This window comes from Pseudooceanicola pacificus, from assembly GCF_009789075.1.
GTDB lineage: Bacteria > Pseudomonadota > Alphaproteobacteria > Rhodobacterales > Rhodobacteraceae > Pseudooceanicola > Pseudooceanicola pacificus.
Genome location: NZ_WNXQ01000001.1, coordinates 98,788 through 114,718, shown reverse-complemented (window position 1 = coordinate 114,718; position 15,931 = coordinate 98,788). Strand labels below are relative to the sequence as shown.

Annotated in this window: 15 protein-coding genes; 2 read left to right on the top strand and 13 right to left on the bottom strand. The window is 68.2% G+C overall.

Going from position 1 to position 15,931, the window contains the following annotated elements:
- From GLS40_RS00535 to GLS40_RS00525, 3 genes are all read right to left on the bottom strand, one after another.
- Entirely contained in the window at positions 1 to 837 is an 837-nt protein-coding gene (locus GLS40_RS00535; RefSeq protein WP_160380649.1) for a C40 family peptidase, read from the bottom strand.
- Positions 834 to 2,213, bottom strand: coding sequence for a leucyl aminopeptidase family protein (locus tag GLS40_RS00530; protein WP_160380648.1), 1,380 nt, complete (start codon positions 2,211 to 2,213; stop codon positions 834 to 836). The genes GLS40_RS00535 and GLS40_RS00530 overlap by 4 nt, the downstream gene beginning before the upstream one ends.
- 179 nt (positions 2,214 to 2,392) lie before the next feature.
- A complete protein-coding gene (locus tag GLS40_RS00525; RefSeq protein WP_160380647.1) occupies positions 2,393 to 2,776 on the bottom strand; it encodes a hypothetical protein in 384 nt (127 codons plus the stop codon).
- Between the two features lie 173 nt (positions 2,777 to 2,949).
- Between GLS40_RS00525 and GLS40_RS00520 the strand changes: the two genes are divergently transcribed.
- A complete protein-coding gene (locus GLS40_RS00520; protein ID WP_160380646.1) occupies positions 2,950 to 3,600 on the top strand; it encodes a carbonic anhydrase in 651 nt (216 codons plus the stop codon).
- Positions 3,601 to 3,672: 72 nt separating this feature from the next.
- On the opposite strand, the gene GLS40_RS00515 is transcribed toward GLS40_RS00520, so the two are convergent.
- Both GLS40_RS00515 and GLS40_RS00510 read right to left on the bottom strand, forming a co-directional pair.
- Positions 3,673 to 5,307 (bottom strand): DUF4139 domain-containing protein, encoded by a 1,635-nt coding sequence (locus GLS40_RS00515; protein ID WP_160380645.1) that lies wholly within the window; start codon positions 5,305 to 5,307, stop codon positions 3,673 to 3,675.
- 552 nt (positions 5,308 to 5,859) lie between these two features.
- The gene (locus GLS40_RS00510; RefSeq protein ID WP_160380644.1) at positions 5,860 to 6,882 is read right to left on the bottom strand and encodes an aspartate-semialdehyde dehydrogenase; all 1,023 of its coding nucleotides are present in this window, start codon (positions 6,880 to 6,882) and stop codon (positions 5,860 to 5,862) included.
- 292 nt (positions 6,883 to 7,174) lie between these two features.
- Between GLS40_RS00510 and GLS40_RS00505 the strand changes: the two genes are divergently transcribed.
- Positions 7,175 to 8,194: an LLM class flavin-dependent oxidoreductase gene (locus GLS40_RS00505; protein ID WP_160380643.1), complete on the top strand. Its 1,020-nt coding sequence runs from the start codon at positions 7,175 to 7,177 to the stop codon at positions 8,192 to 8,194.
- Positions 8,195 to 8,222: 28 nt separating this feature from the next.
- On the opposite strand, the gene GLS40_RS00500 is transcribed toward GLS40_RS00505, so the two are convergent.
- From GLS40_RS00500 to GLS40_RS00465, 8 genes are all read right to left on the bottom strand, one after another.
- A complete protein-coding gene (locus GLS40_RS00500) occupies positions 8,223 to 9,392 on the bottom strand; it encodes an MFS transporter (RefSeq protein WP_160380642.1) in 1,170 nt (389 codons plus the stop codon).
- A 61-nt stretch (positions 9,393 to 9,453) separates the two neighbouring features.
- Positions 9,454 to 9,774 carry an antibiotic biosynthesis monooxygenase family protein gene (locus GLS40_RS00495; protein WP_160380641.1) on the bottom strand — a complete coding sequence of 107 codons (321 nt, stop codon included), beginning with the start codon at positions 9,772 to 9,774 and terminating at the stop codon, positions 9,454 to 9,456.
- A 61-nt stretch (positions 9,775 to 9,835) separates the two neighbouring features.
- The gene (locus GLS40_RS00490; RefSeq protein ID WP_160380640.1) at positions 9,836 to 10,576 is read right to left on the bottom strand and encodes a glucose 1-dehydrogenase; all 741 of its coding nucleotides are present in this window, start codon (positions 10,574 to 10,576) and stop codon (positions 9,836 to 9,838) included.
- Positions 10,577 to 10,615: 39 nt separating this feature from the next.
- Positions 10,616 to 10,804 (bottom strand): helix-hairpin-helix domain-containing protein, encoded by a 189-nt coding sequence (locus GLS40_RS00485; RefSeq protein ID WP_160380639.1) that lies wholly within the window; start codon positions 10,802 to 10,804, stop codon positions 10,616 to 10,618.
- The gene (locus GLS40_RS00480; RefSeq protein ID WP_160380638.1) at positions 10,797 to 12,263 is read right to left on the bottom strand and encodes an aldehyde dehydrogenase family protein; all 1,467 of its coding nucleotides are present in this window, start codon (positions 12,261 to 12,263) and stop codon (positions 10,797 to 10,799) included. The genes GLS40_RS00485 and GLS40_RS00480 overlap by 8 nt, the downstream gene beginning before the upstream one ends.
- A 136-nt stretch (positions 12,264 to 12,399) precedes the next feature.
- The gene (locus tag GLS40_RS00475; RefSeq protein WP_160380637.1) at positions 12,400 to 13,989 is read right to left on the bottom strand and encodes an ABC transporter ATP-binding protein; all 1,590 of its coding nucleotides are present in this window, start codon (positions 13,987 to 13,989) and stop codon (positions 12,400 to 12,402) included.
- A complete protein-coding gene (locus GLS40_RS00470; RefSeq protein WP_160380636.1) occupies positions 13,986 to 14,867 on the bottom strand; it encodes an ABC transporter permease in 882 nt (293 codons plus the stop codon). Before GLS40_RS00470 ends, GLS40_RS00475 begins: the two co-directional genes overlap by 4 nt.
- Positions 14,867 to 15,811 (bottom strand): ABC transporter permease, encoded by a 945-nt coding sequence (locus tag GLS40_RS00465; protein ID WP_160380635.1) that lies wholly within the window; start codon positions 15,809 to 15,811, stop codon positions 14,867 to 14,869. The genes GLS40_RS00470 and GLS40_RS00465 overlap by 1 nt, the downstream gene beginning before the upstream one ends.
- Positions 15,812 to 15,931: the final 120 nt, after the last annotated feature.

Below are 15,931 nucleotides of genomic sequence, written 5' to 3'. Positions count from 1 at the left end.
TCAGCCCGGCAGACGTTTGCGCGCCGTCACGGGGCCATCGCCCTGCAGTGCGATCCGTGCGATTGCAGCCTCTCGATCCTCGTAAGCCACGGCCATGTGAAAGGCATTGGCGTGCAGGATGCGCGTCTCGTCGGCGACCCAGGCCACGTGCCCCTTCCAGAAGATCAGGTCCCCGCGCCGCAACGCGGCATCGGCAGGCAGGGCGGTGCCCAGCTCGCGTTCCTGCATGTCGCTGTCGCCGGGGCAGGGGATGCCGCAGGACAGGCAGGCCGCCTGCACCAGGCCGGAACAGTCGATCCCCGCGTGGCTGTTGCCGCCCCAGAGGTAGGGCGTGCCGATCAGCCGCTCGGCCACGGCGACCGGGTCGGAGCCGGTCTGCCCCAGCGGGCCCAGATGCGTGGCGGGCAGGTAACCTGCCGCGATACGGGCGAATTTCGGGCCGGTTTCCAGCACTTCGACGGTGGCGCCAAGGGTCAGGGGCATCAGGTCGGGCGATTTGATGTCTGCCGCCGCATAGACATGCGAGGCGGCGGCCGTCACCCGATGGGTGGGCCGGGTGGCGGGGCCAAGCGCGGCGGAGGGGAGATAGCCGGTATAGCCGTCCTTGCGGGACTCGACAAAGGCCCAGCCGTCGCGGTCCTCGATCACGTCCAGCGGGTCGCCATGCACCACCTGCCGCTCGCGCCGCCCGTCGGGGGCATTGCGCAGGTCGGCCAGGGCCACGGCCAGGCTGCGCGGTTCGGGGACGACGAAACGCTCGGCCTCGGCCTGCCCCCTCAGCCGTGCGGCGGCGGCACGGCCGTTGCAGGGCCAGCGGCGGCGGTCCGGGGTCGTCACTTCAGCACCTGCGGCAGGGCGTCGAGGATGGCGCGATAGCCCTGACCCACGCCGCCAGCGGGCCGGGCCGGTGCAGAGGAGGGTTGCCAGGCGTAGATATCGAAATGGGCATAGTTGACCCCGCCCGCGAACCGGCGCAGGAACAGGGCGGCCGTGATCGAACCCGCGAACCCGCCCTTGGGCGCGTTGTCCAGATCAGCGATGCCCGGTTCGATCATCGGCTCATAAGGCTCCCAGAACGGCATCCGCCAGACCGGGTCGGCCACCTTGGCGGACGAGGCCGAGAGCGCGGCGGCAAAGGCATCGTCATCGCTGTAGAAGGGCGCGATATCCGGTCCCACGGCCACCCGCGCCGCGCCGGTCAGCGTCGCCATCGAGATCATCAGGTCGGGCGACTCTTCGGCGCCATAGGCCAGCGCGTCGGCCAGCACCAGCCGCCCCTCGGCATCGGTGTTGTTGATCTCGACCGTCAGCCCCTTGCGCGAGGTCAGGATGTCGCCGGGGCGGAAGGCATTGCCGGCGATGGAGTTTTCGACCGCCGGGATCAGCACCCGCAGGCGCAGATCCAGGTTCAGCGCCATGATGGCGCGGGCCAGCCCCAGCACATTGGCCGCGCCGCCCATGTCTTTCTTCATCAGGCCCATCGACGCGCTTGGCTTGATATCCAGCCCGCCAGTGTCGAAGCAGACGCCCTTGCCCACCAGCGTCAGGGCCGGGCCGCTGCTGCCCCATCGCATGTCGATCAGCCGGGGCGCCTGGTCCGAGGCGCGCCCGACCGCGTGGATCATGGGGAAATTCCGGTCCAGCAGGTCCGCGCCGCGTGTCACCTCGATCGAGGCGCCGTAGGTCGCGGCCAGCTCGGCGCAGGCCTGCTCCAGTTCCTGGGGGCCGAGGTCCGAGGTCGGGGTGTTCACCAGGTCGCGCACCAGCGCCTCGCTGGCGGCCAGCGTCTCGATCCGGGCGGCGTCGACGCCCTGCGGCGCGACAAGGCGGGCACTGGCCCCGGCGCGGCTGTGGTAGCGGCCAAAGGCATAGCCCGCCAGCAGCCAGCCCAGGCATTCCTCGGCCAGGGTGTCGGTGGGCAGCTCGGCCTGCAGGGCCCATGTCCCGCCGGGCAGGGCAGCGGCGGCGGCGGCCAGGTGGAACCGGCCCCGCTTGCGTTGCGCGGCGGTGCCGTAGCCTGCCAGCGCGCCGGCCGGTGCGCCGTCGGCGCCCGGCAGCAGGAGCACCTTGCCGAGCGCGGCGGTGAAGCCCGCCCCCTCGACCCAGGCGCGGATCTGCGGCGGCTGGCCCTCCAGCCACCCGGTCAGGTCGTCGGAGGCGATCAGGGTCAACGGCAGGGCGTCGCTGTCGGCGGGGGCAAAGGTCAGGGGCATCGGTACCTCGGGAATGGCGTTTCGCCAGAGCCTAGCCCGGGGGGCGGCGCCTGCAAGCGCTTTGCGACGCAGCGGCGGGACACCGTGGCAAAACGGCAGGTGGCTGGCGGGCGGCAGCCCCCGCGCCGGGTCGTCCGGGCAGCCCCGCTGGCGCGACTGAAACCGCCCCGGCCCGGGCCCTAGACCCGCAGCCCCTGCGTATCCCATATGGCCGTCAGCGACCGTTCCCCGATGCGGATCAGCCGTGACAGCACCGCCGCCAGCGCCACGCCGTCGCCCGCGTCGATGCAGCGGGTCACGTCGCCCGCCACCCGCGCCAGCGTCCGCATCCCGATCTGGTCCGAGATCGCCACCAGCGAGCGCGCCGATTTGCGCATCTCGGCCGCCTTGCCCTGCCGGAACAGCCGCTCCGTATGCGACAGGCGCACCGCCAGTTCCTCGATCGCGCGGCAGACCACGTCGTCGGCGCCGGCATCGCCCAGCCGGAGATAGAGCTGTTCCAGCCGGTCCGGGTCCAGCCTGACCGTCTCGTCCTGCGTCAGGACAAGCACATCCTCCGCCATAGCACCCCCTTCTTTCCCGTTTCACCGCCCCCACGGCCGGGGCAAAATGCGCCCGATTTCTTCCCAAATCATTGAGCGTACGGTTCCATCTTCTGTGGATTTTTCGCGAATGCGTTCCATCTGGCCAAATCGGCCGCTATATGTCGGCCAGTTCAACGATCGAGGGACCGAAGATGAAACATGTCAGCCCCCTCCCGGCTTACCTGGTCAAGCGCTACCGGGGGTGGAAAGCCACCTCTTTCGCCGAAAACCGCGCGTGGTACCGACACCTGGCCGACGAAGGCCAGCACCCCCGGGCGATGATCATCTCGTGCTGCGACAGCCGCGTCCACGTGACCGCGATTTTCGGGGCGGATCAGGGCGAATTCTTCATCCACCGCAACATCGCCAACCTCGTCCCGCCCTACGAGCCCGATGGCAACCAGCACGGCACCTCGGCGGCGGTGGAATATGCCGTCACCGCGCTGAAGGTCGCGCATATCCTGGTCGTCGGCCATTCCAACTGCGGCGGGGTCAAGGGCTGCCTTGACATGTGTTCCGGCCATGCCCCCGAACTGGAGCAGAAATCCAGCTTTGTCGGCCGCTGGATGGACATCCTGCGCCCCGGCTACGAGCGGGTGCAGGACATCGAGGATCTGGAAGACCGCCGCAAGGCGCTGGAGAAAGAGGCGGTTCTGGTCTCGCTCGACAACCTGATGACCTTTCCCTTCGTCAAGCAGGCGGTGGAGGAGGGCAAGCTGACCCTGCATGGCCTGTGGAACGATATCGGCGAGGGCGGCGTGTCGGAATACATTCCCGAGGACAAGGTGTTCCGCCCGGTCTGACGCCGGGCCGACCCCAGGACGGACTTTCGGGCCCGGAGCGCAGTGCGCCCGGGCCCTTTTGATATCGGCGCCTCAGCGCAGGATCTTGTCCGTCGGCCAGGTGATCCGGTGGTCCAGCGTGACGGTCTGCGTCGCACCGGCGGCCAGCGGGAAGGTCCAGGCCAGCACGCCCCGGTCGCCATCCACGTCGGTCTCTGTCGGCTGCGGGCTGGCGGTCCAGTCGATTTCCAGATCCTCCTGTTCGGAATAGGGCACCTGGTCCAGCAGGCGCAGGTCCCAGGCCTCGCCGGTCAGGTTGCGGATTTCGATCTCGACCCGCTCGTCCAGCCGGTTCTCGCGGGTGATGACGCCCCGGTCGCCCTCGTTGCGGTCCTTGACCACCCGTTTCAGGCGGATCCCCTCGATCGGGCCAAAGCTCAGGTCGACATGGTCGCCCTCGGCGATCAGCTCGGTCGGACGGGTGCCGACATAGGTGCCGTCGAGGTAGAATTCCGACTGCGCCGTCGGGGCCAGCAGCTCTCCGCTCTCATTGTCGAAACCGGCCATCAGATAGGCGGTCTGGTCGCGCAGCGGCACGGCCAGGGCCGTGACCTCGGGCGTCACCTCCAGGGTGCCAAGCGTGATGCGCAGATCGTCGGCATCGGTGGCGATATCCACGGCGGGTCCGTAGGTGTAGGTCACGCTCAGCCCATCGAAACTGGCCTGCGCCTCCTCCATCATCACCGGGGCCTCCATCACCGGGGCGGCCGCGTCGGCGGCGCCGAACTTCTGGGCCATGCGCGGGGTTGGCACGGGCTGGTCCTTGTCGAGGATCCGCCGCAGCCAGGGATACAGCTCGCCCGGCATGGTCTGGCCCGAGGGACGCACGGTCGACAGGGTCAGCGCGATGTCGTCCCAGCTTTCGCCGGTCGACTGGCCGACATAGGCGCCCCGGCCCACGGTCATCTTGGCCACCGGCTTGCGATCCAGGTGGAAGTCGTAGACCGGCTGCCACCAGGCGTCGGGCGTGATGTAGCGGATCACCACCTCGCCATCGACCGGCGAGTCCGCGCTGATGTCGACCGCCATGTAGCTGCGCGGCCCCCGGTCGAGGTCCAGCGCGGCCAGCGCCTTTTGCGCATCGGCCAGCGCCTCGATCCGGTCCTTCAGCGCCTCTTCGGCCTCACGCGCGCGGATCTGGGCCTGCTGGGCGGCGCGCTGCGCGTCGAGCGTTTCCTCGCCCACCATGCGCGACAGCGCGCGCAGCTGTTCGGGGGTGGCCTCGGCCAGGGCCTTGCCGTCGCCCAGTTTCGACAGGAATTCGATGCGGGCGCGGGCGGCCTCGGCCTCCAGCTTGAGGGTCTGCACGGCGTCGCGGCCCGATTGCAGCGCCTGACGCGCGGCCTCGACCCGGTCGCGGGCGGCCTCGATGGCGGCGCTGTCCTGATCGTTGCGGGGCGGGACGAAGTTCTGGCGCACGGTGACCGCGCCCATCACGGCGCCCGACACCTCGATCCGCAACCCGCTGTCGACCAGCGGCATGTCGGTCAGGATCAGCTGGTGCTGCCCGGCGGGCGCGCTGAAGCTGGCGGTGCGGGTCAGGGCCGCGCCCTGGGGAAAGACGGTGGCGGCGCTGACGCGGCTGGCCACGGGGATGTCCTCGGCCAGTGCGGGCAGGGCCAGCAGGGCGGGCGGCAGGGCAAGGGAAAGCAGCACGAGGGTGCGCATGGACGGATCTCCTTCAATTCCCGGCGAAGATGGGCGCAGGGGGCCGGAACGGGCAAGTGACAAAGCCGTTCATGCGGGCCGGGCGGCGGATCGGAGCCGGTCGGACGTTGCGTCAGGCGGATCGTGTCGGCGCCCGCGTTCGGCACCGGGGGCGGACCGCCGGACCACGCGCCGGGCGACAGGAGCATGGGGCAACAAAAAAGGCGCAGGCTATCGCCAGCGCCTTGTTCCCGACCTCCCATGTGCGATTGACCAGATCGCGGGCGGTCGCCCTGTCTTTTCGTAACGACCGCCCGAGCCGGCAAATGTACTCCATCCCGCTGACAAGATGGGCTCGGACGATCTACTCGTTACCAACACGGCCAGGCCGCATTCAACACCGTTAACGCGCGTGGCGAGCTGCAGATCAACCGATTCTGCTCTCACCCCCCAAGGCGCAGAGTCAGAATACGGCAAAAAGGGGGCAGGGTGTTAATGTTTTTTCGCTCATAGGGAGAGCAAAAGGCCGCCGCGACGCCGCGACGGCCTGATATTCAGCGCTGAAATTGATTGTCAGCCCTTCTTCAACACTCTGTTTCCAAGCGTTTCCGCAATCTGCACGGCGTTCAGGGCGGCGCCCTTGCGCAGATTGTCCGACACGACCCAAATGTTAAGACCGTTGTCGATCGTGCTGTCCTGACGGATGCGGCTGATGAAGGTGGCGAAATCGCCCACGCATTCGATCGGGGTCACGTAGCCGCCGTCTTCGCGCTTGTCGATCACCATGCAGCCGGGCGCCTCGCGCAGGATGTCGCGGGCCTCGTCCTCGTCGAGGAAATCCTCGAATTCGATGTTGATCGCCTCGGAATGGCCGACGAAGACAGGCACCCGGACGCAGGTCGCTGTGACCTTGATCTTGGGGTCCACGATCTTCTTGGTCTCGGCGACCATCTTCCATTCCTCCTTGGTCGAGCCGTCTTCCATGAAGACGTCGATATGGGGAATGACGTTGAAGGCGATCTGCTTGGTGAACTTCTTGGGGTCGTAATCCTGGGTCGGGTTGTAGATCGACTTGGTCTGATCCCAGAGTTCGTCGATCCCTTCCTTCCCGGCGCCGGATACGGACTGGTAGGTCGACACCACGACCCGCTTGATGCGCGCGCGGTCATGCAGCGGCTTCAGCGCCACCACCATCTGCGCGGTCGAGCAGTTGGGGTTCGCGATGATGTTCTTCTTGGCATAGCCCAGCACGGCCTCGGGGTTGCACTCGGGCACCACCAGCGGCACGTCGGGGTCGTAGCGGTAGAGCGACGAGTTGTCGATCACGATGCAGCCCGCCGCCGCGGCCTTGGGCGCGTACTCCTTCGTCGGGCCCGACCCGACGGCGAAGAGGGCGATGTCCCAGCCGGTGAAATCGAAGGTGTCGAGGTCCTGGGTCTTCAAAGTTCGCTCGCCAAAGCTGACTTCGGTGCCCAGCGACTTGCGCGAGGCAAGCGCGGCAATCTCGTCGACGGGGAATTCCCGCTCGGCAAGGATGTTCAGCATTTCGCGGCCCACGTTGCCCGTGGCGCCTGCGACGACGACTTTGTAGCCCATGTCGGACGACTCCTTTCATCTGGACGCGGGTCCATACCGCACCCGCAGTTGGGTTGAAAGGGTGTTGTCCTGATATGGAATATCAACCGTAGCGATGGAATTGACGTTACGGAGGGCAGGCGCGGCGCCCCGGGGGGGGCGGAACCCCGGGGGTGCAGCCCCCGCAACCGGCCTCTGCATGGGAGCACACTGCCTGCGCCTGAGCCAACAGGGCAGGGCATTGCCGGGCGGGGGGCGGGATCACTAGATCGGATACCAGGCAGGGCGCGCGGCGCTCGAAAGGAGCTTGATCATGAAATCCATCGGTTTCCTCTCGTTCGGCCACTGGTCGGCGCAGCAGGGTTCGGCCACGCGCACAGCGGGCGACGCGCTGCTGCAGGCGATCGACATTGCCGTGGGCGCCGAGGAACTGGGCGTCGACGGCGCCTATTTCCGGGTGCACCACTTCGCGCGGCAGCATGCCTCGCCCTTTCCGCTGCTGGCGGCCGTGGGGGCGCGCACCTCGCGGATCGAGATCGGCACCGGCGTGATCGACATGCGCTACGAGAACCCGCTTTACATGGCCGAGGATGCCGGTGCGGCGGATCTGATCTCGCAGGGGCGGCTGCAGCTTGGCATCTCGCGCGGGTCGCCCGAGCAGGTGATCGACGGCTGGCGCTATTTCGGCTACGCCCCGGCCGAGGGCGAGAGCGAGGCCGACATGGCCCGCCGCCACGCCCAGGTCTTTCTGCAGATGCTCGAAGGGCAGGGCTTTGCCGAGCCGAACCCCCGCCCGATGTTCCCCAACCCCCCGGGCCGTCTGCGGCTGGAGCCGTTCTCCGAAGGGCTGAAGGAGCGCATCTGGTGGGGTGCCGGGTCGAACAAGACCGCCGAATGGGCCGCGCAGATGGGCATGAACCTGCAAAGCTCGACCCTGAAGGACGACGAGAACGGCGCGCCGTTCCATGTCCAGCAGGCCGAGCAGATCCGCGCCTATCGCGCCGCCTGGGCCGCCGCCGGGCACAAGCGGAGCCCGCGCGTGTCGGTCAGCCGGTCGATCTTTGCCATCACCAACGATCTGGACCGCGCCTATTTCGGGCGCGGCGGCAAGGAGGGCGACAGCCGGGGCTATATCGAGGCGCAGCGCTCGATCTTCGGGCGCAGCTATGCGGACGAACCCGACAAGCTGGTCGAACAGCTCAAGGGGGACGAGGCGATTGCCGAGGCCGACACCCTGCTGCTGACGATCCCCAACTCGCTGGGGGTCGATTACAACCTGCATGCGCTGGAAAGCATCGTGACCCAGGTCGCGCCGGGGCTGGGCTGGCGTTAGGGGCCTTTTGCGCGGGGCCGGGCGGAGGTCAGTCCGTCCGGTCCTCGGCAAAGAGGTAGACCACGATCCCCAGGCCCATGACGGCGGCGTACATCCAGAAGACCGGGATGAAGGCCGCCGCCCCCTCGACACCCGCCGCGGCATGCAGCCGCCCCGACACCATCTGCATCAGCCCCGCCGCGCCAAGCGCCAGCAGGTTGACCAGCGTCACGGCGCGCCCGACCAGGTGCGGCGGGGCAAAGGCCCGCCCATGCGCCATGATCAGCGGGTAGGACGCGCCAAGCAGCCCCATGCCCACGAAGAGCGCGCCCGCCCCCACCGGCCCCAGCCCGGGCACCAGGATCAGGCCCAGCAGGCAGGCCAGCGCCCCGGCATTGCCCGCCAGCACCACCCATTTCCGCGTCCCGAACCAACGGTCGAGCGGACCATAGGCATAGGTGCCAAGGATCATCGCGATGGCCAGCATCAGCGCCGCCTGCCCGACCTGCGTCGGATCGGCGCCGAAGGTCTCGCGGAAATAGGGGCCGATCCACAGCCCGCGCAGCCCGGCCGTCGGGCCGTAGCAGCCCAGGATCATCGGCACCAGCAGCCAGAAGGCGGGGATTTTCAGCAGGTCCAGCAGCCCGCCCTTGGCGTCGCCCTCGGGCGGGGGCGGGTCCTTGATCAGCACGAAGAGGCCCACGGACACCACCGCGCTGACCAGCGCCAGAACCGCCATGCAGCCGCGCCAGCCAAAGGCCTCGGCGGCCAGCGCCATCGGCAGGGACCCGGCCAGATTGCCCAGCATCCCGGTGCCCAGGAAAACCGCCGCCAGCGTGGCAAAGACGGCCGGGGCATAGGTGCGGGCAAAGATGTAATAGGCGGCCATCAGGATGTTGGAACAGCCCACGCCCAGCAGGGCCATCGCCGCCACGATATGCCAGGGCTGCGTCGCCAGGGCAAAGACCGCGGCACCCCCCGCCCCGCCGATCAGCAGCAGGACCGAGGACGACCGCCTGGGCCCGATCCGGTCGAGCGCGAGGCCCACCGGCACCTGCATCGCCGCGAAGACCAGGAACCACAGGCCCGAGGCCAGGGCGAGGTCCTCGGCCGTGGTGCCGACGTCGCGTTCCAGCATGCCCGTCAGGACGGCCAGGAAACTGCGGTAGAACTGGCTCAGCACATAGGCAAAGCACAGCAGCAGGATATCGATGCGCATGGGTCTCCTCCCCCTCGGGCCGTCGAGATGTGCCCGAGTGGCACGGGGAAGGCAATCCGCCTCAATCGGCGGTCAGGGTATGCACAACTTGGTACTGGCCCGGAATGACCCGTCCAATGGCGGTGTTCTTCTGGATCAGGCCGAGGCGCAGCAGCTCCTGCGTCACCCGTTGCGCGGCCTCGTGGCTTTCGAACTGCACGTAGTTGATCACCCGCCGCCCGTCATAGCTGCGGTGGATGCTGGCCGAGATCCAGCCGGGCATGCCCCGGGCCGCCGCGACCGTCTCGGTCAGGGACCGCACCAGCGCGTCCTGGTTTTCGGGATCGACCTCGAAGGTGTTGATGTGCGTCACGACCCCGGTGCCCGCCTCGATTGTCGGCATCCCTGCGACTCCTCTTGCTGGAGCCGCAAGGATGACGCCACCCGGCGGACCGGGCAATGGGTCAGATGCAGCGGCCGCCGTCGACTTCCATGCAGACGCCGGTGACCATGCTGGCCTCGTCCGATGCCAGGTAGAGCGTTGCGTTGGCGATGTCGGCCGGGGTCGAGAAGCGGCCCAGCGGGATGGTCGACAGGAACTTCGCCCGGACCTCGGGCGTGTCCTGCCCCATGAAGCTTTTCAGCAACGGCGTTTCCCCCGCCACCGGGTTGACCGCGTTCACGCGGATGCCGAAGGGCGCGAGTTCCACCGCCATCGCGCGGGTCGCGGTGATCATCCAGCCCTTGGACGAATTGTACCAGTTCAGGTTCGGGCGCGGGCTGACACCGGCGGTCGAGGCGATGTTGACGATGGCCCCGGTGCCGCGCGCCTTCATCGCGGGGACAAGGTATTTCGCGCCCCAGTAGACCGACTTGCAGTTCACGTTGAAGACGCGGTCGAATTCCTCCTCGGTCACGTCATGCATCGGTTTCGGCAGATGCGTGGTGCCCGCGTTGTTGACCAGAATGTCGACCGGGCCCAGGTCGGCCGCGGTGCGGGCGAACATCTCTTCCATCGCAGGGCCGTCGCCGACATTGGCGGAAAAGGACGGCCCGCCGTAGCTGGCCGCGACCTCGGCCGCTGCCTCGGCGTTCAGATCGACCGCCATCACCCTGGCCCCTTCGGCCGCGAAGCGGCGGGCGATTTCCGCACCAAAGCCGGAGCCGGCGCCGGTCACGATGGCGATCTTGCCTTCAAGTCTCATGTCTTGCCTCCCTTTGGCCGATCCCCGGACCGGCCGCTTTCAATCCTGCGCGAACTGCAGGCCGTGCTGCGCCATCGCGTCCTTGATCTTCCGAATGGCATTCGGACCCATGCCGTGCAGCGCCGCGACCCCGGTTTCGGTGTGCCGCGTCAGGTCCTCCAGCCGTGAAATCCCCGCCCCGGCCAGGGCCCGCTGGGCGGGCCGGGCCAAGGGCGGAAGCTCAGCCATGATAGGCCGCGACCGTCTTCAGCTGGGTGAAGCCGTACATCGCCTCGAACCCCTTTTCGCGCCCGTGGCCCGATTTGCCGACCCCGCCAAAGGGCAGTTCGACCCCGCCGCCCGCGCCGTAGTTGTTCAGGAACACCTGCCCTGCCCGGATCGCCCGGGCCAGCCGCATCTGGCGCGCGCCGTCGCGGGTCCAGACGCTGGCGACAAGGCCGTAATCCGTGCCGTTGGCGATGGCGACCGCCTCGGCCTCGTCATCGAAGGGGATGACCACCTGCACCGGGCCGAAGATTTCCGACTGCGCCAGCGCATGGCTGCCGGTCACGCCCGAAAACAGCGTCGGCGGCACGTAGTACCCGCCCTCGGGCAGCTCGCCCAGGGTGGCCTGCCCGGCCACGGTCAGATCGGCGCCAAGGTCGAGGAAGCTCTGCACGATGCCCTGCTGCTTGCCCGAGATCAGCGGCCCCACATCCAGGTCGTCGACCGCGCGGCCCACGCGCAGGGCGCCATAGCGTTCGGCCATCCGCTCCAGCAGCTCGTCATGGCGCGCGCGTTCCACCAGGATGCGCGAGGAGGCCGAACAGGTCTGCCCGCAGTTCTGGATCCCGGCATTCACCAGGAAGGGGAGGGCGGCGTCGAGATCGGCATCGGCAAAGACCACCTGCGGGGACTTGCCGCCCAGCTCCAGCGTCACCGGGATAACGTTGGCGGCCGCGGCGGCCTGCACGGCAGAGCCGGTGGCGACCGAGCCGGTGAAGCTGATGTGCTGGATGCCCGGATGGCCCGACAGCGCGGCCCCGGCTTCGGAGCCAAGGCCCGGGACGACGTTCAGCGCCCCGTCGGGCAGCCCGGCCTCGGCCGCCAGCGCGGCAAAGGCGAGCGCGGTCAGGCAGGCGTCCTCGGCCGGTTTCAGCACGCAGGCATTGCCGGTGGCCAGCGCCGCGCCGACGGACCGGCCGATGATCTGCATCGGGTAGTTCCAGGGCACGATATGGCCGGTCACCCCATGCGGTTCGCGCAGGGTGTAGACGGTGTAGCCTTCCAGATAGGGGATCGTCTGGCCGTGCAGCTTGTCCGCCGCGCCGCCGTAGAATTCCAGATAGCGTGCCAGGGCCACGGCATCGGCGCGGGCCTGTTTCAGCGGCTTGCCGACATCCTGCGCCTCGATTGCGGCCAGGTCGTCGATACGGGCCTCCACCAGCTTGCCGAGCCGCATCAGGATGCGGCCGCGTTCCGCCGCCGGGGTCTTGCCCCATGCGCCGTCACGGGCCTGCTGCGCGGCATGGACGGCGGCGTCGATATCCTCGGCGCCGCCCCTTGCGATCTCGCCGATCTGCTGGCCGGTGGAGGGGTTGTAGAGCGGCAGCGTGCCGCCGCCCGCGGGCGCGATCCATTCGCCGGAGATCAGGCATTTCGCCGGGTCGAACCACAGCGCGTCGAGCGGGTTTCTCAGGGTGTCCATTGTGCTCCTCCCGGTGGATTGGGCCGGTGCTGGGTTTGTGATCGCCTCGGGCGCGGGGTGCAAGGGGGAATGGTCGGCAAGGGCGGGCGCCTTCCGTCCCGATGCCCCGTCGCAGGCGGGCAAGGGCAATGCCGCGCTATGCCACCCCTTCCGGCAGTTTCGGCGCTGCCGCGATCAGCTCTTGCGTATAGGCGTGCCGGGGGGCGTCAAAGACGCGCTCCGTCGGCCCCTCTTCGACGATCTCGCCGGATTTCATCACCAGCACCCTGTCGGTGATCGAGCGCACCACCGACAGGTCGTGCGAGATGAACAGATAGGTCAGCCCGAACCGCGCCGAGAGATCCGCCAGCAGGTCGAGGATCTGCGCCCGCACCTGCACGTCCAGCGCCGAGACCGCCTCGTCCAGGATGATCAGATCGGGCTTGATGATCAGCGCGCGGGCAATCGCGATGCGCTGCCGTTGCCCGCCGGAAAACTCGTGGATGTATTTCTCCTTGTCCGCAGGCGTCAGCCCGACCGAGATCAGCGCCTCGTCAATCGCCGCCTCGCGCTCGGCCCCGGTGGGCGGGGTGTCGAGCAGGTGGAACGGCTCCGTCACCAGGCGCGAGACGCGATGGCGCGGGTTGAAGCTGCCATAGGGGTCCTGAAAGACCACCTGCATCCGCCGCCGCACCGCGCGGTTGGCGGTATGGCCGGTGAAAACCGGCTCTCCATCCAGCCGGATGGAGCCCTCCTGTACCTCTTCCAGCCCAAGGATCGCGCGGGTCAGGGTGGATTTCCCGCAGCCCGACTCGCCGACAAGGCCCAGGCTTTCGCCCCGCTCCAGCGTGAAGGACACGCCCTTGACCGCATGGATCACCACCGGCGCGCCGAACAGGGTCTTGCGCGGCAGGCGGTAGTCGCGGACCACGCCGCGCACCTCCAGCAGCGGGGCGCCGCCGTCGCGATCCACCCGGTCGGGCACATGGCCCGAGGCCGCCAGCAGCGCCTTGGAATAGGGATGCTGCATCGTCTCGAACAGCGTCGCCGCAGGCCCGCTTTCCACCACCCGGCCGTTCTGCATGATGACGATCTCATCCGCCATGCCGGACACCACGGCCAGGTCGTGGGTGATCATCAGCATGCCCATCCCGTCCTCGCGCACCAGCCGGGTCAGCAGGGCGAGGATCTGCGCCTGGGTGGTCACGTCCAGCGCGGTTGTCGGTTCATCCGCGATCAGCAGCTTGGGACGCAGGGCGATGGCCATGGCGATGACGACGCGCTGGCGCTGGCCGCCCGACAGCTCGTGCGGGTAGCGTGTCAGGGGAAAGCGGTCCTCGGGAAGTTCGACCCGGTTCAGCGCCTCGCGGGCGCGGGCCATCGCCTCGGATTTCGGCACATCCTCGTGGATCAGGATCGTCTCGGCCACCTGCTGGCCGATGGAGCGGATCGGGTTCAGGGCGGTCATCGGCTCCTGAAACACCATGCCGACCTCGTTGCCGCGCAGCTTGCAGAGCGCGCGTTCCGGCAGTTCCAGCATCTCGTGCCCCGACAGCGTCACGCGGCCCGTCGCCGCGCTGCCGTTCGGCAGCAGCTGCATCACGGCAAAGGCGGTCATCGACTTGCCGGATCCGCTTTCCCCGATCACCCCCACGATCTGGCCCGGGTCCACCGACAGCGAGACGTCGCGCAGGATCGGTGTGCCGTGGATGTCGAGGTTCAGCCCCGCGATGCGCAGCAGGTTCATGTCCGCCCCCGCCGCAGTTTCGGGTCGAAAAGGTCGCGCAGCCCGTCGCCCATCAGGTTGAGCCCCAGCACCGTCAGCAGGATCGCCATGCCGGGGAACAGCGCCATATGCGGCGCGAAGGAGATCATCGTCTGGCTGTCCGCCAGCATCCGCCCCCAGGACGGCGTCGGCGGCTGCGCGCCCAGCCCGACATAGGACAGCCCCGCCTCGGCCAGGATGCCCAGCGAGAACTGGATGGTGCCCTGCACGATCAGCAGGTTGGTCACATTGGGCAGGATGTGTTCCACGCTGATCCGCGCCGATCCCTTGCCCGCAACCCGGGCGGCAAGGATGAAATCGCGTTGCCACAGGGTCAGCGCGCCCGACCGGGTGATCCGCGCGAAGACGGGGATGTTGAAGATGCCGATGGCGATGATCGCGTTGATCGCCGAGGGGCCGAAGGTCGCGGTGATCATGATCGCGATCAGCAGCGAGGGGAAGGCAAAGACCAGGTCATTGGCCCGCATGATCACCTCGTCCAGCAGCGAGCCCTTGCGCGCGGCGGCCCAGAGACCAAGCGGCACCCCCGCCGCCATGCCGATGCCGACCGCCACGATGGCCACGGCGATCGAGGTGCGCGCCCCGACCATGATCATCGACAGGATGTCGCGCCCGAAGTGATCGGTGCCCAGCCAATGCGCGCCCGAGGGCGGCTTGATCTTGTTGGCGATGTTCATCTGGGTGATGTCATAAGGCGCCCAGACCAGGCTGATCAGCGCGGCACCGGCAAAGATCAGCGTCAACACCAGCCCGATGGCCAGGCTGCGCGAGGCAAAGACCTGCCGCCACAGGCGCCAGTCCACCGCCTTGGGCCGGATATTGGTGCGCGGATCGGCCATCAGCGCGCCCTCAGCCTGGGATCGACCAGGGCATAGGCGATCTCGACCGCGAAGTTCACCACGATCACGCCAAAGACCAGCAGCATCACCGCGCTTTCCACCACGATCAGGTCACGCGAGGAAATCGCCTGAAAGATCATCCGCCCGAGGCCGGGCAGGAAGAAGACGTTTTCGATGATGATCGCCCCCGCGATGAGGAAGGAGAACTGCATGCCGATGATCGTCAGCACAGGGATCAGCGCATTCCTGAGCGCGTGCCGCCACAGCGCCTGGCGCCGGGTCAGCCCCTTGGCGCGGGCGGTGCGCACGAAATCCTCGGACAGGGTGTCGAGCAGCGAGGAGCGCATGACCCGCGCCAGGATCGACGCCTGCGGCAGCGCCAGGGCGATGGCCGGCAGGGTGAGCGATTTCATCGCGGCAAAGAACCCCGCGTCCCACCCCGCGAAGCCCCCGGCCGAAAACCAGCGCAGGTTGATGGCAAAGACCAGCACCATCAGCATGGCGAACCAGAAATTCGGGATCGCGACGCCGATCTGGGTCACGCCCATCACCGTCACATCCGCGACCGAACCGCGCTTGGAGGCCGCCCAGATCCCGGCGGGAAAGGCGATCAGCGTCGACATGGTCAGCGCGTAAAGCGCGAGGGGCAGCGAGATCCACAGCCGCTCTCCCAACATTTCCGCCACCGGGGTGCGGTAGGTGTAGGAGGTGCCGAAATCGCCGGTCAGCATCCCGCCGATCCAGCTGGAATACCTCTCCCACGGGGTGCCGTTGAGGCCAAGCTGGTCGCGCAGGGCGGCCAGAGTATCCTCTTGCGCGTTCACGCCCAGCATGTTCGCGGCGGGGTCGCCCGGCAGGATCTCGATGGCGAGGAAGATCACCACCGAGGCGATGGCAAGGCTGATCGCAAGCGAGACGAGGCGTTTCAGCGTGTAGCGGAGCATGTCCGTCCGTTCATGGCGTCGATCTGGGCAAGTGGGGCCGGGGCGGTGGCGCAGCCCGGGGTTGCGGCTTGACGGCGCGCGGCGCGGGTCACACCCTCGACCGGGCGATCCCTGTTCAGA